This is a genomic window from Nocardia jiangxiensis NBRC 101359 (genome assembly GCF_000308615.1).
GTDB classification, from domain to species: domain Bacteria; phylum Actinomycetota; class Actinomycetes; order Mycobacteriales; family Mycobacteriaceae; genus Nocardia; species Nocardia jiangxiensis.
In genome coordinates this window covers 1-22,933 of sequence record NZ_BAGB01000069.1, presented here as the reverse complement: position 1 = coordinate 22,933, position 22,933 = coordinate 1, and the positions used below count along the sequence as shown (strand labels likewise).

Below are 22,933 nucleotides of genomic sequence, written 5' to 3'. Positions count from 1 at the left end.
CCCGACTCGACGCACAGCCGACATCCGACCCGGACCGGGCGAACTGTACGTACCCGGCACGTCACCCACTGACATGATTCGCATCACAGGTAGTTTTGCCTGGTGCGCACTCCTCATGCGGCAGTGGAGATGGTCACGGCCTTCGTGTCCACGCTGGTTGCCGGGATGTCGCTGTTACTCCCGATCGACTTCGCGTGGTCGTCGGAATCGACGCCGTTGCAACTGGATATGCTCGCGTTCAGCGTGCCGCGGGCAATCGCGGTCGGGGCCATCATCGCGGTGCTGATCGCGGTGTTCGCCACGACGATCAACCATGCGCTCGCGGCCTGGGGGTCGGCTCTGGCCGGAGTGGTGATCATGCTGATCAACCATCTCGCGGGCCACGGCGCGAGTCCGGTCGCACCGCTGTCCACCTTGAACTTCGTGGATTCGATCGCGGGCGGCATGCTGCTCGGCGGAATCGCGGCCGCGGTGCTGCGCGGGCGGATGCAGGTGTTCGGCTGGACGCTGGGGGCGCTGACCAGCTTCGTGGTCTCCGCGGCGCTGCCGGTGGCGCACGCCGCGAATCCGTTCGAACCCGTTCCCGCGCACTTGCCGTCGGTGGACTACCCGCCGCTGTGGCTGATCGAGGCGACGTTGGTGCTGGTCGCCATCGGCACCCTGGTCAACCGGCGGCGCACCGGTATCGAGCGGCGTGCGGTCGAGCTGCCGATGGCGCCGATCGTGGCGGGCATGCTCTATATCGGCGTGGCCCTGTTCGGCGCGCAATGGCTGGCCGGCCGGACCGCGAGCGGCTTCGACATCGTGCTCGCCGTCGCGCTGACGGCCGTCACCGCAATGATTGCGGCCATGTTGCTGCCACGTCGGGACGGCACCCTCGTACTGCTGGCGGTCGCACTCTCCTCGGTCGGCAGCGCGATCGTCCCGACGCAGGTGCCGGGCTGGTCGGCCTGGATTCTGGTGGTTCTGCTGGCGGTGGGGATCCTGCTGGGTTTCCGCCTTCCCGCGCCGTTGCTGGCGATGGCCGCACTGGCGCTCCTGGCGGTGGTGGGTGCGCTGAGTTCCGGTGATCACGGCCGCCTGCACGTCGCGGCGATCGGCGCGGCCCTGGCGCTCACGGGCGGATTCAGTTTCGGCTGTGCGGCGCCGCGCTACAACCCGACCCGGGTCCTGGGCGTCGCGATCGTCCTGGGGTCCTCGGTCGTGCTGGCGGTCCGCGGTCGCGGGGAATTCGGCGCCGCGGTCATCGGCGGCACGCACTGGAGTTCGGGCCCCCCGCCGATGGCACAGTCGGCCGTCGCGTACTGGATGGCCCTGGCCATCACGGTCTGCTGTGCGCTGTCGTTGCTGGCCCTGCGGCATTGGCGCAAAATCACCGGAACGCCGCAGAAACCTGTGGATTCCGAAGAATTGCCTAAAGATAGCTAAATTGCATAGCAGGCCGGATGTCCGCTGGTCGTGGCGAGGGGGTGCCTGTGACGCCAAGTAAACTCGGCCCCACTCCACCCCGCCCCCGACCGACGGAGTGATGTTTGCTCGCCATCCTGCTCGCACATGCCGTCGCCGCTCTCTTCGCGCCGCCGTGCGTCCGGATGCTCGGTCGACGCGGCTTCTACGCGCTGGCCCTGGCCCCGCTGGGCAGCCTGGTCTGGGTACTCGCGCACTGGAACGACGGACAGGTCGTGCGCATCGAGTGGGCTCCGAGCATCCATATGGATCTGGATCTGCGCCTGGATTCGCTGGCCTGCATCCTGTCGGTGCTGGTGCTCGGCATCGGGACGTTGATCCTGGCCTATTGCGCGAGCTACTTCGACGATGACGACCGCCAGCGCCTCGGCATCTTCGCCGGGTACATGGTCGCCTTCTCCGGGGCCATGTTCGGCCTGGTCACCAGCGACAACATGATTCTGATGTTCACCTTCTGGGAGGTGACGACGGTCCTGTCCTTCCTGCTGGTCGGCCATCACGCCGACCAGATCGCGGGCCGTCGCGCGGCTCTGCAGGCGCTGCTGGTGACCGGTGCGGGCGGGCTGACGATGCTGGTCGGCATCATCATGGTCGGCGAGGACTGCGGCAGCTACCGCCTTTCGGAGGTCGTGCACCGGGCCGATCCGCACTCCTGGTCGACCGGCGTCGCGGTGGTGCTCATCCTGATCGGCGCGTTGAGCAAATCGGCGATCGTGCCGCTGCACTTCTGGCTGCCCGGTGCGATGGCCGCGCCGACGCCGGTCAGCGCCTATCTGCACGCCGCGGCGATGGTGAAGGCCGGTGTGTATCTCGTCGCGCGCCTGGCGCCGGTGTTCGCGGTCTCCGCGCCCTGGCATCCGATCCTGCTCACCCTGGGCCTGCTGTCGATGATCCTGGCCGGTCTGCGATCGCTGCAGGTGTACGACCTGAAACTGGTGCTGGCCTTCGGCACGGTCAGTCAGCTGGGTTTCATGATGGTGCTGGTCGGCATCGGCACGCCGGATGCGGCCCTGGCCGGTGCGGCGATGATCGTGGCGCACGCGATGTTCAAGGCATGCCTGTTCATGGTCGTCGGCGTCATCGATCACAGTGCCGGCACTCGCGATATGCGCAGGCTGTCCGGGCTCGGGCGGCGCGCGCCGCTGCTGTGCGGGACGGCGATCCTGGCCGCGCTGAGCATGGCGGGCATTCCGCCGCTGTTCGGCTTCGTCGGCAAGGAGAGCGCGCTGGCCGCGATCATGGGCGCGAGCGATCTGTCCGGGCCGGTGAAGATCGCGGAGACCCTCGGCGTGGTGGTCGGGTCGATGTTCACCGTCGGATACAGCATCCGGTTCCTGTGGGGCGCATTCGGGAGCAAGGCCCGCTCGCGCGGTTCCGAGGACGTTCCCGAGCGTGAAATATCCTGGCACCGGCCGAGTTTCGCGTTCGTCGCCCCGGCGAGCCTGCTGGCGCTGGGCAGTCTGGTCGCCGCGCTGGGCGCACCCTGGCTCGATCGGCTGCTGCGGCCCTACGCGCAGACGCTGCCGGGCCCCGAACCCACCCATCTGGCGCTCTGGCACGGCTGGGGGCAACCGCTCACCCTGTCCATGATCGCCATCGCCTGCGGTCTGCTGCTGTTCGAGATCCGCGACCACATCGGCGAATCCGCGACGCCGCGGCTGGGTAACGCCGACCGCGTCTACGACGCGACCCTGCGCGCGATGGATCAGCTCTCCCTGCGCATGACCGGTGCGACACAGCGCGGTTCGCTTCCGCTGAACCAGGCGCTGATCCTGATCACCCTGATCATCCTGCCCGTCGCGATGCTCGTCGCCAGTGCCCGCTCGAAAATCTCACTGCGGCTGTGGGATTCACCGTGGCAGCTGGTGATCGCGGTGATCATGAGCATGATGGCGCTGGGCGCGACGGTGATGCGCAATCGCTTGGCCGCGGTGCTGCTGGTCGGTGTGACCGGATACGGCTGCGGCTGCATCTTCGCCCTGCACGGCGCGCCCGACCTCGCGTTGACCCAATTCCTGGTCGAGACACTGACATTGGTGATCTTCGTGCTGGTGCTGCGCAAATTCCCCGCGGAGGTGGACAGCCCGGCGAAGTTCAAGGTGCGCCGCGCGATGCTGGCCGCGCTGGTCGGCGTGACGGTCGCGGTGCTGGCCGCCTTCGCCATCGCCGCCCGCGGCACCGAGCCGATCTGGCATCAGATCCCTTCGGCCGCATACCAATTCGGTGGCGGGAAGAACGCGGTGAACGTCCTGCTGGTGGACACTCGCGCCTGGGACACCCTCGGCGAGATCTCGGTCCTGCTGGTCGCCGCGACCGGCGTCGCCTCCCTGATGTTCCGCAGCCGCCGTTTCGGCACGCTGCCGCGGGTGGCCGACGCCCCCGGCTACACCCCCGACCCCAGCCGCAGCTACTGGCTGACCGCCTCACCGCTGGTCGCCCGACGACATCGCTCGATGGTGCTGGCGATGACCACCCGCCTGCTGTTCCCGACGATCATGGTCCTGTCGGCGTACTTCTTCTTCTCCGGCCACAACGCGCCCGGCGGCGGATTCGCCGGTGGCCTCACCGCCGGATTGGCCCTGGTCCTGCGCTATCTCGCGGGCGGGCGGTACGAATTGGCCGAGGCGCTGCCGGTGGACGCCGGACATCTGCTGGGTGCGGGTCTGGCCCTGGCCGCCGGGACCGCGACCGGATCGCTGCTGCTGGGCGCGCCACCGCTGTCCTCGGCGATCATCCAGGTGACCGTGCCGTTCTTCGGACACGTCAAATTGGTCACCGCGATGCTGTTCGACCTGGGCGTCTATCTCATCGTGGTCGGGCTGGTCCTGGACGTGCTGCGCAGCCTCGGCGCGCGGCTGGACACCGAGGAGCCCGCCGTCCCGTCGACTGCGCCGCACGTCGACGACACCGCCGCGGTGTTCCCGCCCGACCCGGTACAGGAGGCCCGATGACTGCCAACATCACCCTGCTCGTCCTGATCGGCATCACCGTCGCCTGCGCGGTGTACATGGTGCTCGAGCGGGCGGTGTCGAAGATGCTGCTCGGCATGATCCTGTTCGGCAACGCGGTGAATCTGCTGCTGCTGACCGTCGGCGGCCCGGACGGCCTGCCGCCGATCCTCGGCGAGACCGATCGAGTGCATCACGGAACGTCCGATCCGCTGGCCCAGGCGATGGTGTTGACCTCGATCGTGATCACCATGGGCCTGGCCGCCTTCGTGCTCGCGCTGGCCTACCGCTCCTACGCCCTGACCACCACCGAACAGGTCCAGGACGATCCGGAGGACGTGAAGGTCGCGCAGCGCCGCGAAGGGGAGGATCCCGAACAGTGACTCTGCCGCCCGATCTGATCCTGCGTCTGGCTCCGCTTCCCGTGCTGATCCCGATGCTCACCGCCGCCGTGTCGCTCATCACCGGACGACGCCCCCGAGTGCAGCAGACGATCTCGGTGATCGCGCTGAGTGCGGTGGTGGCGGTCGCGGGGATGCTGCTGTACCTGGCCGACCGCAACGGGATGGCCGCGATCCAGGTCGGCAACTGGCACACCCCGATCGGGATAACCCTGGTGGTGGACCGATTGTCCGCGGCGATGCTGCTGGTGTCCTCGATCGTGCTGCTCGCGGTGCTCGTCTACGCGGTCGGGCAGGGTATCAGCGACGGCGCCGAACGCCAGCCGACCTCGATCTTCCAGCCGACGTATCTCATTCTGAGCGCGGGGGTTTCGATCGCCTTCCTGGCGGGCGACCTGTTCAATCTGTTCGTCGGATTCGAGGTGCTGCTGGCCGCGTCGTTCGTGCTGCTGACCCTCGGCGCGAGTGCGGAACGCGTGCGCGCCGGTGTGTCGTACGTGATGGTCTCGATGGTCTCCTCACTGATCTTCCTGACCGGTATCGCCCTGGCCTACGCGGCGACCGGGACGTTGAATCTGGCGCAGATGGCCGAGCGGATGGGTTCGGTGCCCGGCGGCGTGCGCAGTGCGATCTACGCGGTGCTGCTGGTGGCGTTCGGGATCAAGGCCGCGGTGTTCCCGCTGTCGAACTGGCTGCCCGATTCCTATCCGACCGCGCCCGCGCCGGTGACCGCGGTCTTCGCCGGTTTGCTGACGAAAGTCGGTGTGTACGCGATCATCCGGTTGCACACCCTGTTGTTCCCGTCCGCGCATTTCGACCGGATTCTGCTGATCTGCGGTCTGCTGACCATGGTGCTGGGCATCCTGGGCGCGATCGCGCAGAGCGATATCAAGCGATTGTTGTCGTTCACGCTGGTGAGCCATATCGGCTATCTGATGTTCGGCATCGGGCTGAACACCGCGCTGGGTCTGGCCGGGACGGTTTACTATGTGGCACACCACATTCTGGTGCAGACCACGTTGTTCCTGGTGGTCGGACTGATCGAGCGGCAGGCCGGATCCGCGTCGCTCGAACGACTGGGCGGGTTGCTCGCCGCGAGTCCGGCGCTGGCGGTGCTGTTCGGCATTCCGGCGCTGAATCTCGGTGGTATTCCACCGTTTTCGGGCTTCCTGGGCAAGGTGACGTTGCTCGAGGCCGGCGTCGCCGACGGCAGTGCGCTGTCCTGGATTCTGGTCGCCGGATCGGTGCTGACCAGTCTGTTGACGTTGTACGCGATGGCGCGGGTGTGGAGTAAGGCGTTCTGGCGCCCGCGCGCCCAGGCGCCCGAGGGCGAGCTGGCCGACGCCGCGCCCTCGGCGCTGATCGACGAATCGGTCGACATGCTGTTCGACGAACGTCCCGATCCGGGGCGGATGCCGCGGCTGATGCTGATGCCGACGGTCGCGCTGATCGCGGTCGGCGTCGCGCTGACCGTGCTCGCCGGGCCGATCCTGAACATCGCGACGCGCACCGCGGGCGATCTGATGGATCGGAACATCTACCTCACAACGGTTCTGCATTCTCCGGAACCCGCGCAGGCGGGTGGTGCGAGATGAGCCTGTCGACGGTGCTGAGCCGCGATCGTCTGGTCCGCCTGGGCGGGCTGATCTGGCTGGCGATCGTGTACACCGCGCTGTGGGGGGATTTCAGCGTCGGCAATATCGTGGCCGGACTGGTGATCGGCACGGTGATCATGTTGTTGCTGCCGTTGCCGCGGGTGCCGGTGTCCGGGCGGTTGCATCCGCTCTCGCTGCTGGAATTGGTGATCGTCGGCGTGTATTACGCGCTCGAGTCGAGTCTGCAGATCGCCTGGTTCGCGGTGCGGCCGTCGGGTTCGCCGGTCTCGGGTGTGCTACGGGTGCGGATGACGATCCGCTCACCGCTGGTGATGGTGTTGTGCGCCGACGTGCTGAATCTGATTCCCGGCACCATGGTGCTGGAGATCGACCGGACGACGCACACCATCTGGGTGCATGTGCTCGACGTGGGCAGTGACGAGGCCGTGGAGCGGTTCTACTTCACCACCCGGCGGCTCGAGCAGTTGCTGATCCGATCCTTCGAACGTCCCGGGGAATGGCACGAGACCCTGCGTCCCGAACCCCTGCCGCCCGAGGAGCGCTGAATGATCACGCGAACCAGGCAGCACACGCTCCAGGAGCAACGCACGACACAGGAGGAATCATGACGATCGTCGCGATCGTGGCGGCCGTTCTGCTGGCGAGCGCGGCCCTGCTCACCGGCTACCGCGTACTGGCCGGACCCAGCACACTGGACCGCGTGGTCGGGGTCGACTCGCTGGTCGCCATCACCGCCTCGGGCCTGGCGGTCTGGGCGGCGTACAGCAACGACGCCACCGTGCTGCCCGGCATCGTGGCGCTGGCCCTGGTCGGTTTCCTCGGCTCGGCCGCGGTCTCCCGCTTCCGCGTTCGGGACGACCGATGAGCTGGTTCGACACCGTCCTGCGCTGGGTGTCCTGCGTACTGATCCTGCTCGGTTCGGCCTTCGCCCTGACCGCGGCCATCGGGATCGTGCGTTTCCCGGACACCCTGTCGCGCATGCACGCCGCGACGAAACCGCAGGTGGTCGGTCTGATCATGATCCTGATCGGCGCATCGGTCCAGCTGCGCGGGCACGGCAACGTCTGGATGCTCGTGCTGGTGGGCCTGTTCACTCTCGTCACCGCCCCCGCTGTAGCCCATCTGATCGGCCGCACCGCCTACCGCGAACAGCGCGGCCGCGACGGATTGCTGCTGATCAACGAACTCGGCGACGACGACCGGGAGTGACCGCTCAGCGCGGCGGGGTGTCCTCCGGGAAGTTCCGGCCGCCGGGGCGGCGCAGGCGCAGGCGCGCGGTGGACCCGCGCAGCGGCGGCAGCGCGGGACGGCGACGGGTGGCGCGACGCTGGGCGCGGCGTTCGGCCGGTTTGTGGTGCCAGGTCTCCGGACGGGCGGCGACCCAGCGGGCCGAACGCCAGGCGAACGGGATGTGCACCAGATACACCACGACCAGCACGATCAGCAGGATCAGCGGATAGGTGACCAGCGCGGCGGCGATCAGCGCGACCAGGACCAGCAGCAGTGCCGCGGCCTGCGGCGCGACCGATACCGACTTCATCGCCAGCGTCGGGACGGTGCTCACGGCCAGCAGTGCGGTGAAAACCGTCCAGACCACGATCGCCGGAAGCGAATTCCACCAGCCGTTGCCGAACTGCTCGTGCACCGCGACGGGCAACAGCACGGTCAGCGCGGCCGCGGGTGCGGGCACGCCGGTGAAGTATTCGCGTTGCCAGTCCGGGCGGTTGTCGTCGTCCAGCAGGGTGTTGAACCGGGCCAGCCGCAGCACCAGGCTGACCGTGTAGATCAGCGCGATGATCCACCCGACGCTGTTCTTCTGCAGGAACGACACGTACAGCACCAGCGCGGGCGCGACGCCGAAGGAGATCGCGTCGGCGAGTGAGTCGAGTTCCGCGCCCATCTTCGTGGTGGCGTCGAGCAGGCGCGCGAGCCGCCCGTCGAGCGTGTCCAGCACCGCGGCGGCGCCGATCATCGCCAGCGCGACCTCGCGGGAGCCGTCCAGCGCGAATTTCACCGCGGACAGGCCCGCGCACAGCGCCAGGATCGTGACGATGCTGGGAAGCAGTCGAACCGTTCTGCGTCGTCCCTGGACGATCGCGGCCTTCTCGATCATGACAGCAGTTCTGCGAGCACCGTCTCCCCGCCGATGGTGCGCTGCCCGGGTTCGACGAGCAGCTGGGTTCCGGCCGGGAAGTAGGTGTCGACGCGGGAGCCGAAGCGGATCAGCCCGTAGGTCTCGCCGATGCTGAGCTTGTCACCGGCCTTGGCGTCGCACACGATCCGTCGGGCCAGCAGTCCGGCGATCTGCACGACCGTGATCAGCTGTCCGGCCGCGGTCTCGACGACCATGGTGTTGCGCTCGTTCACCGAGCTCGCCTCGGGCAGATCGGCCGAACGGAATTGTCCACGCCGATAGGCGATCTCGCGCACGATGCCGGAGACCGGCATGCGCTGCACGTGGACGTCCAGTACCGACAGGAAGATGCTCACCCGCGGCACCTCGCCATCGCCCAGATGCAGTTCGGCGGGCGGTACCGCGGTGTCGACCAGGGCGACCTCACCGTCGGCCGGTGCGACAACGACGCCGGGCCGGTTCGGCGGGACGCGGTGCGGATGCCGGAAGAACGCGGCCGAGGCCGCGGCCACGGTGATCCCCGCGCGACGTACCCACTTGCGTCGCCGTGCCACCAGCGCCACCGCCAGCGGTGTTGCCACGAACGGCAGACCGGCGGGGTGCAGCGGCGGAATCGCAGCGCGAACCAGGTCGGCGAGATGGCCGAGTCCGGATTGTTCGGGCGTGCCGGGCGGGGTGGGGCGGCGGGCCACGGGCTCCTCTTTCGTGCATGGACAGGGGTTGTCGCGGGTGTGCGTGACGTATTCGTCTCGGACCGCGCTCACACCTTACGGGAACAGGGCCGTCCCGGGGCAGGCCGCAAACCGGCGGCGAACGGGACACAGCGGAATCGTTTGTGACTTTCCTCTACCTGACGCTAGAGTTCGGGATAATATGAGGGGGCCTCATGTCTACCGTTTCGCGACCGGTCGTTCGAGGCCCGATGAAGGAAGCCGCGTAGGTACACAGAGGAGGAGCACGATGGCTGCTCGACTCGCCCAGGTCGAAGGGGCTGAGCACACCGCGATGCTCGGGCTCGGCGTGTACCGCCCAGCCCGAGTCGTCACCAATGACGAGGTCGCCGGGCTGATAGATTCCAGCGACGAATGGATCCACAGCCGCTCCGGCATCCGGACCAGGCGATTCGCCTCGGATGCGGAGACCATCATCGAGATGAGCGCGGCGGCGGGCCGCGACGCGCTCGCCGCCGCCGGGATCTCGCCCGAGCACGTCGACTGCGTCATCGTGGCGACGTCGACCTGGCTGCTGCTCACTCCGGCCGCGGCCCCGCAGATCGCCACCGCACTGGGGATGAACCATCCCGCCGCGTTCGACATCTCCGCCGGATGCGCCGGGTTCTGCCATGCCCTCGCGGTGGGCTCGGATCTGGTCAAGGGGGGTACCGCCAAATACGCGCTGGTGATCGGCGTCGAGCGGCTCACCGACACGGTGGATCCGACCGATCGCGGCACCGCGTTCCTGTTCGCCGACGGTGCGGGCGCGGTGGTGATCGGCCCGTCCGACGAGCCGGGTATCGGCCCGACGGTCTGGGGTTCGGACGGCACCCAGCATCGCGCGATCCGGCAGGACAAGGACTGGATGGAGTTCTTCGCCGAGATCGACGAGAAGGGCCTCGATGCGGTACGGCCGTACCTGGCGATGGAAGGCACGGCGGTATTCCGTTGGGCCGCGCACTCATTGAAGACCGTCTGCCTGGACGCCATCGACCGCGCCGGACTCACCCCCGCCGATATCGACGCGATGGTTCCGCACCAGGCCAACGGCCGCATCATCGAGATCATGGCCCGCGAACTCAAACTGTCGCAGGACACCGCGCTGGCCAACGACATCGAGCACACCGGGAACACCTCGGCCGCGTCGATTCCGCTGGCGATGGAGGCACTGCTGCGGTCTGGAGAGACCAAACCCGGCGCCGACGCGCTGCTGGTCGCTTTCGGCGCCGGATTGTCCTATGCCGCCCAGGTAGTGAAACTCCCCAACTGGCAGTAGTGCGGCGGTTCGCTCGTAATTAGCGCAGATCGCCTGTGCTGGTTGGGGTTGGGGCTCGGGTCAGTCCAGGTTCCAGGTGACGGTGACGTTGAACGCCACCGTCTGCGTACCCGGTTCCAGCGGAATGTCCGGCACGGCGGCCTGCTTGTGCAGCGAGGGCGAGGGAGTGGTGTCGCCGCTGCTGGTCTCGTGGATGGTCTTGACCGTCCCCAGCTTCAGCCCCGACAACACCGCGTACTGCTCGGCCCGCGATTTCGCATCGGCGAAGGCGCGGGCGCGGGCGTCGGCGAGCAGTTTGGAATTGTCGTCCAGCGCGAACGAGACCGAGTCGACCCGGGTGTCGTTACCGCCGGCCTGCGTCGCCGCGCCGAGGATCGCCGAGGCCTTGGTCAGATCGCGCACCGCGACGTGCACGGTATTGCTGGATCGGTACGCGGTGATGGTCTGGTCGGGGCCGTACTGCGGTTGCACCGAGACACCGGTGGTGCGGATGTCCTCCCGTTTGGCTCCCGCGGCGACCATGGCATCGATGACCGCCTTGGCCTTGGTGCTCGCGGTCGAGATCGCGGTGGACACGTCCGGCGCGGTCACCTCCACTCCGAGATCGGAGTTCAGCGTGTCCGGCGTCCCCTGCACCTCCCCCGACCCGATCACCGTGACGTCCCGGCCGGGCGCGGGAGCGGAATCCGAACTCCCGCAACCGGACAACAGGGCAACGGTCCCGGCGAGAACGGCAACAGGGCCTGTGATTCGTCGTCGCACAGTGTCTTCGGCCTCCGCTTCGCTCCGGCAGGTTTTCGGCGCCCGAAGGACGAGCCGCGCCGAAAACATTTGTGGTCGACGTAGTTTGCCTGAATGTTCGGGTGTGCGGCGACGTTTCGGTGCGGGGTGTGTCGGCGTTGCCGCCCGGGAGTCAGCGCTCGGCGGCCGATTTGATCTTGCTCAGGGTTTCGCTCATGCCGGCGATCAGGCGGGTTTCGAACTGTTCCTCGCCGCCGAGGAAGGTGGCGATCATGATCCGGACCGGTTTGCGGACGCCGTGCGGGATGTCGCGGCGCTCGGTGAGGCGAGTGCCCGAATCGGTGGCTTCGAGCAGGTAGCTCCAGATCGTGCGGTTCTCGTTCATCCGGAACGCGAAGGCGCGGTCGGGTTCGAAGCGCACGATCCGGGAGGTGGTGGGGTAGTAGTACGTATCGTGATTCAGGTTGATCGTCCAGGTGCCGGCGCGCACGGCGCCCAGCGGCATCATCCGGACGGTGTTCGGGCTGAACTCCGGCATCCGCTTCAGGTCGGTCAGCACCGCCCAGACCCGCTCCGGCGGCGCGGCGATCTCGATGGTGGCTTCCAGGGGTTTCGGCAACGTCGCCTCCGGGCGTGTGACGGTGTAACTGTCGGTACCAGGAATCCTACTGGTGGTGTCGCCCACCGCGATCGGTGAGCCGGGTCACCCGAGGACTGAAGATCAACTGGATCACATTCCGATGTGAATACTGCCCCAATCGGTAATAACCGACGCACAATGGCAGATAGAGATTACGGCAGGCAACGAAGCAACCGACTGGAGTATGTCCCGTCCCATGTGAGGTGATCGGCCGTGAATTTGCGTACGCTCCTGCATCTGCAGGCGGAATCCCTTCCGCTGCTTCCGGTTTCCGAGACCGAGCACATCCATCTCCCGCGCATACACGGCAAACGTGCGCGGGCCGATCTGGAAGAACGACTCGAGCGGCTGCTCACGCCGACCGAGCGGGATATCGTCGAACACCGCGGGCCGCGCAGATCATGATCTTCCCTTCCCGTACTGCTGTCAGCGAAAGAAATGCGCCGTACTTGTCCGAACCGCCCATACTCATGAGGTGACTTCACCAGCTGCCGCCAAACCGGCAATCCTCAGCGTCGACGACGACCCGGGTGTCTCCCGCGCCGTCGTGCGTGATCTGCGGCGACGGTACGGCGGGGACTACCGGATTCTGCGCGCGGAATCGGGCGCCTCGGCGCTGGACGCGCTTCGCGAGTTGAAGCTGCGCGGTCAGCCGGTCGCCGTGCTGATCGCCGACTACCGGATGCCCGGAATGGACGGCATCGAATTCCTGGAGCAGGCCATGGACCTGCATCCGTATGCCCGGCGCGTGCTGTTGACCGCGTACGCGGACACCAATGCCGCCATCGAGGCGATCAACGTCGTGGATCTGGACCACTATCTGCTCAAGCCGTGGGATCCGCCGGAGGAGAAGCTGTATCCGGTGGTCGACGCGCTGCTCGAGGCGTGGCGCGGCGATGAACATCGCCCGGTGCACGAGACCAAGGTGATCGGTCACCGCTGGTCCGCGCGCAGTTCGCAGGTGCGGGAATTCCTCGCCCGCAATCAGCTGCCGTACCGCTGGTATCTGGCCGACGAACCGGAGGGCTCGCGACTGCTGCAGGCAGCGGGCGCGTCCGCGGACAACTGCCCGGTGATCATCGATGCGGCCGGTAAGGCGCTGCTGGCCCCCTCGGACAGTGAATTGGCCGCGAGCGTCGGGCTCAATACCGATCCGACCGGTGAATTCTACGATCTGATCGTCATCGGCGGCGGTCCGGCGGGCCTGGGTGCGGCCGTCTACGGCGCGTCCGAGGGATTGCGCACGGTCCTGGTCGAACGCACCGCGACCGGCGGTCAGGCGGGGCAGAGTTCGCGGATCGAGAACTATCTCGGATTCCCCGACGGTCTGTCGGGTGCGCAACTGGCCGACCGCGCCCGTCGTCAGGCGGTCAAATTCGGGGCCGAACTCATCACCGCGCGCGAGGTGGTCGGCCTGGAGGTGTGCGGTTCGGCGCGGATGGTGAATTTCGACGACGGCAGTTCGATTTCGGCGCATGCGGTCCTGATCGCGACCGGGGTCAACTACCGGCACCACCCGGCGCCCGGCGTGGACGAATTCACCGGCCGCGGCGTCTATTACGGTTCGGCGATGACCGAGGCCGCCGACTGCGCCGATCGTGACGTCTACATCGTGGGCGGCGCGAATTCGGCGGGGCAGGCCGCGGTGTTCCTGTCCCGGCACGCCTGCACCGTGCACATTCTGATTCGTGCGGACTCGCTGGAGAAATCCATGTCGCACTATCTGATTCAGCAGATCGAGCAGCTCGAGAACATCGTCGTGCACCCCTGCACGGAGGTGGTCGCGGCCGATGGCGCGGGGCATCTGGAACGGCTCGTGCTGCGCAACAATGCCACCGGCGCGGAAGAAAAAGTGGATGCCGAGCGGTTGTTCCTGTTCATCGGGGCCGCACCGGAGACCGACTGGTTGGACGACATCGTCACCCGGGACGCCGCTGGATACGTGCTGGCCGGTCCGGACCTGATGGTGGACGGCAACCGCCCGTCCGGCTGGGAATTGCCGCGGCCGCCGCATCATCTCGAGACCAGCGTTCCCGGTGTTTTCGTCGCCGGTGACGTGCGTTCCGAATCGGCCAAACGGGTCGCCTCGGCCGTGGGCGAGGGCGCGATGGCGGTCATGCTCGTCCACCGATACATCGCCAAGCAGTAAGGAAGGTGTGCGCCGTGACCGACAATGCCGAGAGCGCCGATGTGATCTGCGATCCCCAGGAATTGCGCACACTGTTCCTGTTCGAGAGGCTCGACGACGAACAGCTGGCCTGGCTGTGCCGCGACGGCCGGATGGAAACCTTCGAACCCGGCCTGGTCTTCCGCGAGGGCGAGCCCGCGACCTGCTTCTATGTGCTGATGGAGGGCGAGGTCGTACTGACCAAGCAGTCCGGCGGCGAGGAGATCGAACTGGTGCGCACCAGCCACCGCGGATCGTATGCCGGTGCGTGGACCGCCTACATGGCGGACAAGGTGGATCAGAGCTACTCCAACTCGTTCTACATCACCGAGCCTTCGCGTTTCTATGTGCTCGACGCGGCGATATTCGCGCAGATGATGCAGGAATGGTTCCCGATGGCCCTGCATCTGCTCGAGGGCGTGTTCTTCGGCAACCGGAACAGTAACGAGATCATCGGCCAGCGGGAGCGGCTGCTCGCGCTGGGCTCGCTGTCGGCGGGCCTGACCCACGAGCTGAACAATCCCGCCTCCGCGGCCGTGCGGGCCACCTCGGCGTTGCGCGAGCGCGTCGCGGGCATGCGGCACAAGCTGAAGATGATGGCGCACGGCAAATTCACCCCGGACACGCTCGAAGCCCTGGTCCAGTTGCAGGAGGAAGCCGCGACGCAGGTCGCCAAGGCCCCGACGCTCACTCCGCTGGAAACCGCGGACCGCGAGGACGAACTCGGCGACTGGCTCGACGAGCACGGCATCGCGAACGGCTGGGATATCGCCCCGACGTTCGTCCAGGCCGGATTCGACATCGACTGGCTCGAGCGGGTCGCCGGGACGTTGGAGGGCTGCGGCAGCAACGTGTTCGAGGGCGCGATCCGCTGGCTGAACTACACGGTCGAGACCGAATTGCTGATGAACGAGATCACCGATTCGACCACGCGGGTGTCCTCGCTGGTCAATGCGGCCAAGCAGTATTCGCAGATGGACCGCGCGCCCTTCCAGGTGGTCGACATCCACGAACTGCTCAAGAGCACGCTGGTGATGTTGGCCCGCAAGATCGGCGACGACATCACCGTGGTCAAGGACTTCGACCGCACGCTGCCCCAGGTGCCCTGTTACGCAGCGGAGTTGAATCAGGTGTGGACGAATCTGATCGACAATGCCGTCGGCGCGATGCAGGGCCGCGGCACCCTGACCGTCCGCACGTATCGCGAGAACGACTGTGCCGTAGTGGAGATCGGCGACACCGGCCCGGGCGTTCCGGCCGAGCTGCGGCACCGGATCTTCGAGCCGTTCTTCACCACCAAGCCGGTGGGTGAGGGAACCGGTCTGGGACTTGATATCTCGTTCCGCATCGTCGCCAAGAAGCACGGTGGCGACATTCGGGTGGAGTCGGTGCCGGGGGACACCCGGTTCATCGTCCGGCTGCCGCTCGATCCGCCGGGTCGTTCCGCCGCGGTGGCCGAGGCGGTCGGTGACTCTGTCGTGCAATCGAATCTCGGAGGTGAATGATGGCCGAATCCATCGAGGGCATCGATCCCAGCCGCCCGCCCAGTGGTCCGGGGTGCGCGGAATGTGAAGCAGCACAGGGCTGGTGGGTGCACCTGCGGCGCTGCGCCGCCTGCGGGCACGTCGGCTGCTGCGACAGCTCTCCCGAGCAGCACGCCAGTAAGCACTTCGCCGAAACCGGGCACCCCTACATCCAGAGTTTCGAGCCCGGCGAGGACTGGTTCTGGGACTTCCGCAGCAGCGAAATGTTCTCCGAGGGCCCCGCTCTCGCACCCCCGTCCCACCACCCTGCCAGCCAGACCGTCCCGGGCCCCCGCGAGCGCGTCCCGCGCGATTGGCAGGACCACGTCCACTGACCCGACCCGGAGTCACCCGGGCTACGCGCACGCCTCGACAACGTCGGACTCCGAGGCCGTAGCCCGGGTCGATTCCGGCCTGACGAATCACTCCAGCTCACCCAGGCCCGTCCACTCCGGGTAACGCCAACTCCAAAGGCCGTGGCCCGGGTCGATTCTGGACTGACGGAGCGGGGGAGCGAAGCGGAGGAGCGGAGGAGGGAAGAATCGGCCCTTCGGGGGCCGCGGCCCGCCGGAGCGAAGCGGAGGCAGAAGATACAGTACGCTGCGAGCGCGCCGGGGGGCCCGGCGTTACCGACCATCTGGGATTACGTGTAGATGAAACGACTTTCGGTGATCGTCGCTCGTGGGGCGGCGATCGTGGCCCTCGGTGTGCTGACGACGGGGCTTGCCGCATGCGGTGGGCACCAGGATGATTCGGCTGGTTCGGCCCCTGGGTCGACGACGAGCGCATCGGCTTCAGCGGTTGCCAGCAGCGCGGCGGCTCCGAGCCGTGCCGCTACCAGTAGTGCCGCGGCCGCATCGAGTGCGCCGGTGAATTCGAAGCTGGGCACGGCTTCCCGCACGACGTGCGCCACTTTCAAGAATATGAGCATCGAGGACGAAACGTCGCTGGTGAAGAAGGTGCTCGCGGAGAATCCCGGTTCCAAGCTCGACGGTAGCCCGAATGTCGCGCTGGGTACGGCCAGGTTGGTCTGCTTGGCGTCGAGCGAGCAGAACAAGCCCATCGCGGTCGCGATCGGTGTCGCCGAGCAGTAACCGCTCGCGCGCTCCGTCACATTTACCGATCATTCAGGGCTCGATGAGCGCTGCTCGGCGCGGCGGGCACGGGATCAGCGGAAGTAGCCCTGGAACAGGATGCTCGCGACGTGTGTCGCGGTTTCCCGGCCGACCTGGTCGCCGTTCTTCACCGTCGCGGTGTTTCCGGTGATGGCCACGGTGTAGCGCTCGTTCGGGCCGACGAAGCCGACGGAGTTGTCCAGCCACGAGCCGTCCGGATTGTCGGGTGACCAGCCGTCCTTGTTGCCGGGTTGCGCGGCCGGTCCCGCACCCCAGACGCCCCACTGCTGAACGGTGCCCACCGAGCGCATCTCGTTCACCAGATAGGTGCGGTCCGCGGGATTGAGCTGGGCCAGTGCGGAATTCATCAGGCGATCGAGGTCGGCGGCGGTGGTCCGCATCCATCCCCAATACGGTTGCGGATCACGGAATTTCGACGTGGTCATGCCGAAGCGGCCCAGGTCCTTGGCGAAACTCGCACCGCCGTAACGCTTCCACAGCACATCGGCCGCGTTGTCGTCACTGACGTTGAGCATGCGATGCATCAGGTCGCGGTCCGACGCGGACAGGGTGATGGCGTGGGATTCGTTGCGCAGCAACAGGCTGACGACCATCTCCAGCTTCTCGGTGGACTCGGCCCACACCTGGTAGTTCGCATTGCCGTTCTGCCAGATCGCGCCGGTCTGGCGGTCGAAGACGACGATGCCGGTGGTGCCGGGCCGGGTCTTGGCGTAGGCGTCGGCCGCGGCCGCGCGGGTCACCAGAGCGGGGTCCAGGGCCGGTGCCTGTGCCGGTGCCGTCGGCATGTGCAGCGCGAATGTTGCCACCACGGCCGCGGCGACGGCGGCCGAGCGTCGGAATGCGGACATATCTACCTGTCGACGTGGGGTCCTGTTGCTTCTGCCTTCTGCAGAGTATTGGCCGGGTCCGGGAATTGCATCCATCCGTACCGGCGACGTCGCCTATGAGCCATCGTCAACTTTTGGTTGACGAAGCGGCGCTGGTCAACTTAAAGTTGACGCATGACCGAAAGAATACGCCTCGACGATCTGATCGACGGCATAAAGCGCGCACGTCCCGACGACGTGCTGGAACAACTGTCCGACGCGGTCGTCGCCGCCGGACATCTGAGCGAGGTGGCCGACCATCTGATCGGGCATTTCGTAGATCAGGCCCGCCGCGCGGGCGCATCGTGGACCGATATCGGCCGGAGTATGGGCGTCACCAAGCAGGCCGCGCAGAAGCGGTTCGTGCCCAAACCTTCCGGTGATCCGGCCGCGATGGACCCCAATGCCGGTTTCGCGCGGTTCACCCCGCGGGCTCGTGAGGTCGTGATGGCTTCGCAGGAGCAGGCGCGTCAGGCGGGAAATGCCGAGATCCAGCCCGAACACCTCGTCCTGGGCCTGCTCACCCAGCCGGATTCGTTCGCCGCGCACGCGATCGTCGCGAACGGCATCGCCCTGGACGCGGTCCGCAAGGTGGCCACCGCTGCGCTGCCGCCCGCCGTCGAGGAGGTGCCCGCGCTCATCCCCTACAGCGCCCAGTCCCGCAAGGCCCTCGAACTGACCTTCCGTGAGGCACTTCGCCTGGGACACAACTACATCGGCACCGAACATATGCTGCTGGCCCTGCTCGAACTCGAGGACGGTTCCGGCCTGCTCTCGGGCCTGGGCCTGGACAAGGCCGGACTGGAGAAGGACATCGCTGCCCAACTCGCCCAGTTCACCCCGCCGCCCCCGCCCGGCCCGCAACCCGGCCACCAGCCCCCGCCCGGCCACCTCCCGCCCCCCGGTCACCAGCCGCCTCCGCCCCCCGAACACCCCCAGGGCCTGCACCCCCCGCTGCCCGCGCAACCTCCGATGCCACCCCAGCCGCCCGCGCCGCCGCAGCACTGAAAGCCCGGTTCGACGCTGGGAACAGGCCGCGGGACACAGCGCTGCTACGCCGCCGGGCACGCGCAACTCGGCGGCCTCGCCGCGCCGGTCCGGACCTCCACGCAGAGCCTGGACAGTGACGGCCATCCCGGTCGCCTCTCTCGTCCATCCGGACATCGCCCGACTCGCTCACTCCTCGCAACGTCGGCTGCGAGGCTGTGGCCCGGATCTATTTCGGCCGGAGCGAAGCGGAGGCAATCAGACACCGGGTGTGCGGGCCACGGCGAACACTCGGCGGAACGGGAGCCAGGTCGTCCCGTCGGCCTGCTGCGGATATGCCTCGCGCAACATGGGCGCGAGTTCGCCGACGAAACGATCCCAGCCGGTGTCGTCCAGGGCGTCGCGCACCGGGCGCAGCGCGGTGCCCGATACCCACTTCAGCACCGGATCGTCACCGGTGAGGCGCTGCAGATACGTTGTCTCCCAAGCGTCTACGGCACATCCCGCTGTCGCGAGCACGGTCGCGTATCCGGTCGGGTCCAGGACGTTGCGCGGTTGCAGCAGGCCCGCGGGTTCGAGGGCGTCGCGCCACTGCTCGCGGGCGGCGAGTTCCCGGATGCACCGATGTGAGGGCGCGTCGAAATTGCCGGGTACCTGGATGGCCAGCCATGCGCCGGGTGGCAGCTTGCGGGCCCATTCGTCCAGCAGGGCGGGATGGCCGGGCACCCACTGCAGCACGGCGTTGGAGACCACCACGTCGGTATCGGGCTCGGGGGTCCAGTCACGCACGTCGAGCAGGGTCGCGTGGACGCCGCGGGCGCGCGCCGCGGCGACCATCTCCGGTGCGGAGTCCGATGCCTCGACGATCGCCTCGGGCCACCGCTGGGACAGCACCGAGGTCAGATGTCCGGGGCCGCAGCCGAGGTCGGTGACACGCCGGGGCTGTTCGGCGCCGATCCGGCCGAGCAGTTCGTAGAAGGGGCGGGAGCGGTGGTCGTCGAAGGCCAGATACTGCTGGGGATCCCACATGGGCGGCTCCTGACGTCGCTTTCATCGATGATGACATCGCCTAACCAAACCGTACGTACGTACTTTAGAGGCCGAATTGCGCTTACGCAACAGGCGTCCGGATAGGATGTCGCTATGGCGGATGACACCGATTCCGACCTGATCGCCGGGGAACTACGGGTTGACCTGCTGCGAGCGCTCTCCTATGTGGAGACCGAGTCGGGCCCGGACGGTAGTTACATCGTCAACGGAGATCTCCCGCCCGACGTGGCGCCTCCGTTCATCCGCGCCATCATGCGAATCGAAGCCGAACTCCTGTTGCACGACGCCCGGCAGGTCACTGTCGACCGCGGCGAGCCGCGCACCCCCGAGGAGCGTCGCGCCGACGCCTTTCTCGCCTTGGCGCTGCGCGTCACCGACACCTGATCCCGGCCCCGCGAGCAGCGTCATTCAACCTTGCACTCGATACCCTCGAGTGCTAAAAAGGGATCTGGCACTCCAAACCAATGAGTGCCAGGTCGGGATGGTGAGGCCGAGACATCGGTCGTCCGTCGCGGGCACCGAACCTGGCCAGATCGTGTCAATCCCTGATCTGGAGGATCTCAACAACGCCATGGCCAAGACAATTGCGTATGACGAAGAGGCCCGCCGCGGCCTCGAGCGGGGTCTGAACAGCCTCGCCGACGCCGTCAAGGTGACGCTGGGGCCCAAGGGCCGCAACGTTGTCCTGGAGAAGAAGTGGGGCGCCCCGACGATCACCAACGATGGTGTGTCCATCGCCAAGGAGATCGAGCTCGAGGACCCGTACGAGAAGATCGGCGCCGAGCTGGTCAAGGAAGTCGCCAAGAAGACCGACGACGTCGCGGGCGACGGCACCACCACCGCGACCGTGCTGGCTCAGGCGCTGGTGCGTGAGGGTCTGCGCAACGTCGCGGCCGGCGCGAACCCGCTGGGTCTCAAGCGCGGCATCGAGAAGGCCGTCGAGGCCGTCACCAGCCGTCTGCTGAGCTCGGCCAAGGAGGTCGAGACCAAGGAGCAGATCGCTGCCACCGCCGCCATCTCCGCCGGCGACGCGTCCATCGGTGAGCTGATCGCCGAGGCCATGGACAAGGTCGGCAAGGAAGGCGTCATCACCGTCGAGGAGAGCAACACCTTCGGTCTCCAGCTGGAGCTGACCGAGGGTATGCGCTTCGACAAGGGCTACATCTCGGGCTACTTCGTCACCGACCCCGAGCGTCAGGAAGCGGTCCTCGAGGACCCGTACATCCTGCTGGTCGGCTCGAAGATCTCGACCGTCAAGGACCTGCTGCCGCTGCTGGAGAAGGTCATCCAGGCCGGCAAGCCGCTGCTGATCATCGCCGAGGACGTCGAGGGCGAGGCCCTGTCGACCCTGGTCGTGAACAAGATCCGCGGCACCTTCAAGTCCGTCGCCGTGAAGGCCCCGGGCTTCGGTGACCGTCGCAAGGCGCAGCTCGCCGACATCGCCATCCTGACCGGTGGCGAGGTCGTCAGCGAAGAGGTCGGCCTCTCGCTGGAGACCGCGACCGTCGACCTGCTGGGCACCGCCCGCAAGGTCGTCATCACCAAGGACGAGACCACGATCGTGGACGGTGCCGGCGATGCCGATGCCATCCAGGGCCGCGTCGCGCAGATCCGCACCGAGATCGAGAACTCGGATTCGGACTACGACCGCGAGAAGCTGCAGGAGCGCCTGGCCAAGCTGGCCGGCGGTGTTGCGGTGATCAAGGCCGGCGCCGCCACCGAGGTGGAGCTCAAGGAGCGCAAGCACCGCATCGAAGATGCCGTGCGCAACGCCAAGGCCGCCGTCGAGGAGGGCATCGTCCCCGGTGGTGGTGTGGCCCTGCTGCAGTCCGCTCCGGCTCTGGACGACCTGAAGCTCGAGGGTGACGAGGCCACCGGCGCGAACATCGTTCGTGTCGCGCTGGGCGCGCCGCTGAAGCAGATCGCGTTCAACGCGGGCCTGGAGCCCGGCGTGGTGGCCGAGAAGGTCTCCAACCTGCCCACCGGCCAGGGCCTCAACGCCGACTCCGGCGTCTACGAGGACCTGCTGGCGGCCGGCGTTGCCGACCCGGTCAAGGTGACCCGTTCGGCGCTGCAGAACGCGGCCTCGATCGCGGCCCTGTTCCTCACCACCGAGGCCGTCGTGGCCGACAAGCCGGAGAAGGCCGCCGCTCCCGCGGGCGACCCGACCGGCGGCATGGGCGGCATGGACTTCTGAGTCCGGCCTCCCGGCAACGCTTTACAACCGAAGGCCGGTCCACCTACGGGTGGGCCGGCCTTCGGCCGTGCGGGCGGCCGTCGACCGACGGATGCCCCGTGTCCTCGGGCGTCCGGACCGGATGCCGTGCGCGGGGCCGTGATCGGCTCTATCAGGAATTTCGCAAGCGCTGCAGGGGGTTTGCGCTTCTAACGTGGTCAGCGTCGAACGATGGGCGCCGGGCCCGTCTGTGAGCGGGTGGGAACGATGCAGCGAATTCTGTTCACCTTGTTGTCCGTCGGAATCGCGGTGTTGCTCGGAACGGGGCAGGCACCCGCGGAGTCGGATGCGGGAGCCGCCTCGGGGAGCTGTTCGGGCGATGTGGACGGGTGGGGACACTTGCATGCCCACACGCATGAGCACGGGTACGTCATCGATGGCGACATCGTCACCGAGGACCACGACTTCGACTTCGGGGGATTTCTTCAGGGGGCGCAGAACGCCAGGTTCCTGAGGATGCGGGACGAGCGGTGGGCGATCTTCCGGGCGGGAGACTTCGACTTGGCGGTGCCCTTCATCGAAGGGGCCGGACTCTGTTCGCCCGGGACAACCAGGACTCCGACAACGACTGGGTCAAGCTCTGCAGCTACTGAACCGGACGGCTTCGGGCGGGTCGGTCCGCGACGCGTCGGCACGGGATGGGCGAGATCGCGAGAACTGATCGCACCGCGTTCGGAATAGTGCGGAAGTTCCGCACCTATCCGGCCGATATCGGCGTCGGTGATCCGGATGCGTGACAACTTCGGTTCGGCAGGTGTTGTTTTCGAAGGGTGTTCATGTGGACGTTGTGCAAGGTTTGGCCGTATGACCAGGCGATTTGACATTGAAACCGGCTGCCGCGTAACTTATTCCAGGTCAGAGCGACACGGACACCGACCCGGAGCCGAAAGGCCCGGGACACGAGGTTGGACGAGGAGCGCCTGGCGCTCACACTAGCTTGATCGAGGCCCCGATTTGGTTCGGGATCCACGGTTGCGCTAAGCTTGAAAAGTTGCCTCACCGATCAACCGGGTAAATCCCGCGAGATGGTGT

The 22,933-nt window shown here is 67.2% G+C and carries 22 protein-coding genes and 1 pseudogene; 16 read left to right on the top strand and 7 right to left on the bottom strand.

All coding sequences use genetic code 11. From position 1 onward, the window contains the following. The first annotated feature begins 102 nt into the window (after positions 1-102). The 7 genes from ON40_RS31095 to mnhG all read left to right on the top strand — a co-directional run bounded on the left by ON40_RS31095 (position 103) and on the right by mnhG (position 7,641). Positions 103-1,428 carry a hypothetical protein gene (locus tag ON40_RS31095; protein ID WP_040828553.1) on the top strand — a complete coding sequence of 442 codons (1,326 nt, stop codon included), beginning with the start codon at positions 103-105 and terminating at the stop codon, positions 1,426-1,428. Between the two features lie 104 nt (positions 1,429-1,532). Next, a complete protein-coding gene (locus ON40_RS31090) occupies positions 1,533-4,418 on the top strand; it encodes a Na+/H+ antiporter subunit A (protein ID WP_051193783.1) in 2,886 nt (961 codons plus the stop codon). Next, entirely contained in the window at positions 4,415-4,798 is a 384-nt protein-coding gene (locus tag ON40_RS31085; RefSeq protein WP_040828551.1) for a Na(+)/H(+) antiporter subunit C, read from the top strand. The genes ON40_RS31090 and ON40_RS31085 overlap by 4 nt, the downstream gene beginning before the upstream one ends. Next, on the top strand, positions 4,795-6,411 hold the full coding sequence (locus ON40_RS31080) for a Na+/H+ antiporter subunit D (protein WP_040828550.1): 1,617 nt from the start codon (positions 4,795-4,797) through the stop codon (positions 6,409-6,411). Before ON40_RS31085 ends, ON40_RS31080 begins: the two co-directional genes overlap by 4 nt. Next, positions 6,408-6,977, top strand: a complete 570-nt coding sequence (locus tag ON40_RS31075) for a Na+/H+ antiporter subunit E (protein ID WP_083896058.1) — start codon at positions 6,408-6,410, stop codon at positions 6,975-6,977. The genes ON40_RS31080 and ON40_RS31075 overlap by 4 nt, the downstream gene beginning before the upstream one ends. 59 nt (positions 6,978-7,036) lie before the next feature. Then, positions 7,037-7,297, top strand: coding sequence for a monovalent cation/H+ antiporter complex subunit F (locus tag ON40_RS31070; RefSeq protein ID WP_040828548.1), 261 nt, complete (start codon positions 7,037-7,039; stop codon positions 7,295-7,297). Then, on the top strand, positions 7,294-7,641 hold the full coding sequence (gene mnhG / locus ON40_RS31065) for a monovalent cation/H(+) antiporter subunit G (protein ID WP_040828547.1): 348 nt from the start codon (positions 7,294-7,296) through the stop codon (positions 7,639-7,641). The genes ON40_RS31070 and mnhG overlap by 4 nt, the downstream gene beginning before the upstream one ends. A 4-nt stretch (positions 7,642-7,645) precedes the next feature. Here mnhG and ON40_RS31060 read toward each other — a convergent pair whose 3' ends face one another. Beyond that, entirely contained in the window at positions 7,646-8,545 is a 900-nt protein-coding gene (locus ON40_RS31060) for a CDP-alcohol phosphatidyltransferase family protein (RefSeq protein WP_040828545.1), read from the bottom strand. Then, the gene (locus tag ON40_RS31055; protein WP_040828544.1) at positions 8,542-9,258 is read right to left on the bottom strand and encodes a phosphatidylserine decarboxylase; all 717 of its coding nucleotides are present in this window, start codon (positions 9,256-9,258) and stop codon (positions 8,542-8,544) included. The genes ON40_RS31060 and ON40_RS31055 overlap by 4 nt, the downstream gene beginning before the upstream one ends. 268 nt (positions 9,259-9,526) lie before the next feature. Here ON40_RS31055 and ON40_RS31050 point away from each other — a divergent pair, with 268 nt between their 5' ends. Then, on the top strand, positions 9,527-10,555 hold the full coding sequence (locus ON40_RS31050) for a beta-ketoacyl-ACP synthase III (protein WP_040828543.1): 1,029 nt from the start codon (positions 9,527-9,529) through the stop codon (positions 10,553-10,555). Between the two features lie 60 nt (positions 10,556-10,615). On the opposite strand, the gene ON40_RS31045 is transcribed toward ON40_RS31050, so the two are convergent. Then, complete coding sequence (locus tag ON40_RS31045) at positions 10,616-11,263, bottom strand: SIMPL domain-containing protein (protein ID WP_245568072.1); 648 nt, start codon at positions 11,261-11,263, stop codon at positions 10,616-10,618. Between the two features lie 205 nt (positions 11,264-11,468). Further along, positions 11,469-11,915, bottom strand: coding sequence for an SRPBCC family protein (locus ON40_RS31040; protein ID WP_040828585.1), 447 nt, complete (start codon positions 11,913-11,915; stop codon positions 11,469-11,471). Positions 11,916-12,149: 234 nt separating this feature from the next. On the opposite strand from ON40_RS31040, the gene ON40_RS31035 reads away from it, so the two are divergent. The 4 genes from ON40_RS31035 to ON40_RS31020 all read left to right on the top strand — a co-directional run bounded on the left by ON40_RS31035 (position 12,150) and on the right by ON40_RS31020 (position 15,961). After that, positions 12,150-12,341 carry a hypothetical protein gene (locus ON40_RS31035; RefSeq protein ID WP_040828541.1) on the top strand — a complete coding sequence of 64 codons (192 nt, stop codon included), beginning with the start codon at positions 12,150-12,152 and terminating at the stop codon, positions 12,339-12,341. 70 nt (positions 12,342-12,411) lie between these two features. After that, the gene (locus tag ON40_RS31030) at positions 12,412-14,085 is read left to right on the top strand and encodes an NAD(P)/FAD-dependent oxidoreductase (protein ID WP_040828540.1); all 1,674 of its coding nucleotides are present in this window, start codon (positions 12,412-12,414) and stop codon (positions 14,083-14,085) included. 14 nt (positions 14,086-14,099) lie between these two features. Then, the gene (locus ON40_RS31025; RefSeq protein WP_040828539.1) at positions 14,100-15,608 is read left to right on the top strand and encodes an ATP-binding protein; all 1,509 of its coding nucleotides are present in this window, start codon (positions 14,100-14,102) and stop codon (positions 15,606-15,608) included. After that, positions 15,608-15,961, top strand: a complete 354-nt coding sequence (locus tag ON40_RS31020; RefSeq protein ID WP_040828583.1) for a UBP-type zinc finger domain-containing protein — start codon at positions 15,608-15,610, stop codon at positions 15,959-15,961. Before ON40_RS31025 ends, ON40_RS31020 begins: the two co-directional genes overlap by 1 nt. Positions 15,962-16,269: 308 nt before the next feature. Here ON40_RS31020 and ON40_RS54885 read toward each other — a convergent pair whose 3' ends face one another. Next, entirely contained in the window at positions 16,270-16,545 is a 276-nt protein-coding gene (locus ON40_RS54885) for a hypothetical protein (protein WP_245568071.1), read from the bottom strand. Between the two features lie 4 nt (positions 16,546-16,549). Between ON40_RS54885 and ON40_RS54880 the strand changes: the two genes are divergently transcribed. Further along, positions 16,550-16,720: a hypothetical protein gene (locus ON40_RS54880; protein ID WP_235748778.1), complete on the top strand. Its 171-nt coding sequence runs from the start codon at positions 16,550-16,552 to the stop codon at positions 16,718-16,720. A 74-nt stretch (positions 16,721-16,794) separates the two neighbouring features. Here ON40_RS54880 and ON40_RS31010 read toward each other — a convergent pair whose 3' ends face one another. After that, positions 16,795-17,610, bottom strand: coding sequence for a serine hydrolase (locus tag ON40_RS31010; protein WP_040828537.1), 816 nt, complete (start codon positions 17,608-17,610; stop codon positions 16,795-16,797). Between the two features lie 153 nt (positions 17,611-17,763). Here ON40_RS31010 and ON40_RS31005 point away from each other — a divergent pair. Continuing rightward, positions 17,764-18,465: pseudogene (locus tag ON40_RS31005) on the top strand (Clp protease N-terminal domain-containing protein); the annotation flags it as partial. A gap of 408 nt (positions 18,466-18,873) precedes the next feature. Here the strand turns inward: ON40_RS31005 and ON40_RS31000 are convergent. Next, the gene (locus ON40_RS31000) at positions 18,874-19,644 is read right to left on the bottom strand and encodes a trans-aconitate 2-methyltransferase (RefSeq protein WP_040828536.1); all 771 of its coding nucleotides are present in this window, start codon (positions 19,642-19,644) and stop codon (positions 18,874-18,876) included. Positions 19,645-19,758: 114 nt separating this feature from the next. Here ON40_RS31000 and ON40_RS30995 point away from each other — a divergent pair, with 114 nt between their 5' ends. Both ON40_RS30995 and groL read left to right on the top strand, forming a co-directional pair. After that, positions 19,759-20,049 carry a hypothetical protein gene (locus ON40_RS30995; protein WP_040828534.1) on the top strand — a complete coding sequence of 97 codons (291 nt, stop codon included), beginning with the start codon at positions 19,759-19,761 and terminating at the stop codon, positions 20,047-20,049. Between the two features lie 187 nt (positions 20,050-20,236). Then, a complete protein-coding gene (groL, locus tag ON40_RS30990) occupies positions 20,237-21,862 on the top strand; it encodes a chaperonin GroEL (protein ID WP_040828580.1) in 1,626 nt (541 codons plus the stop codon). The last annotated feature ends 1,071 nt before the right edge of the window (positions 21,863-22,933 follow it).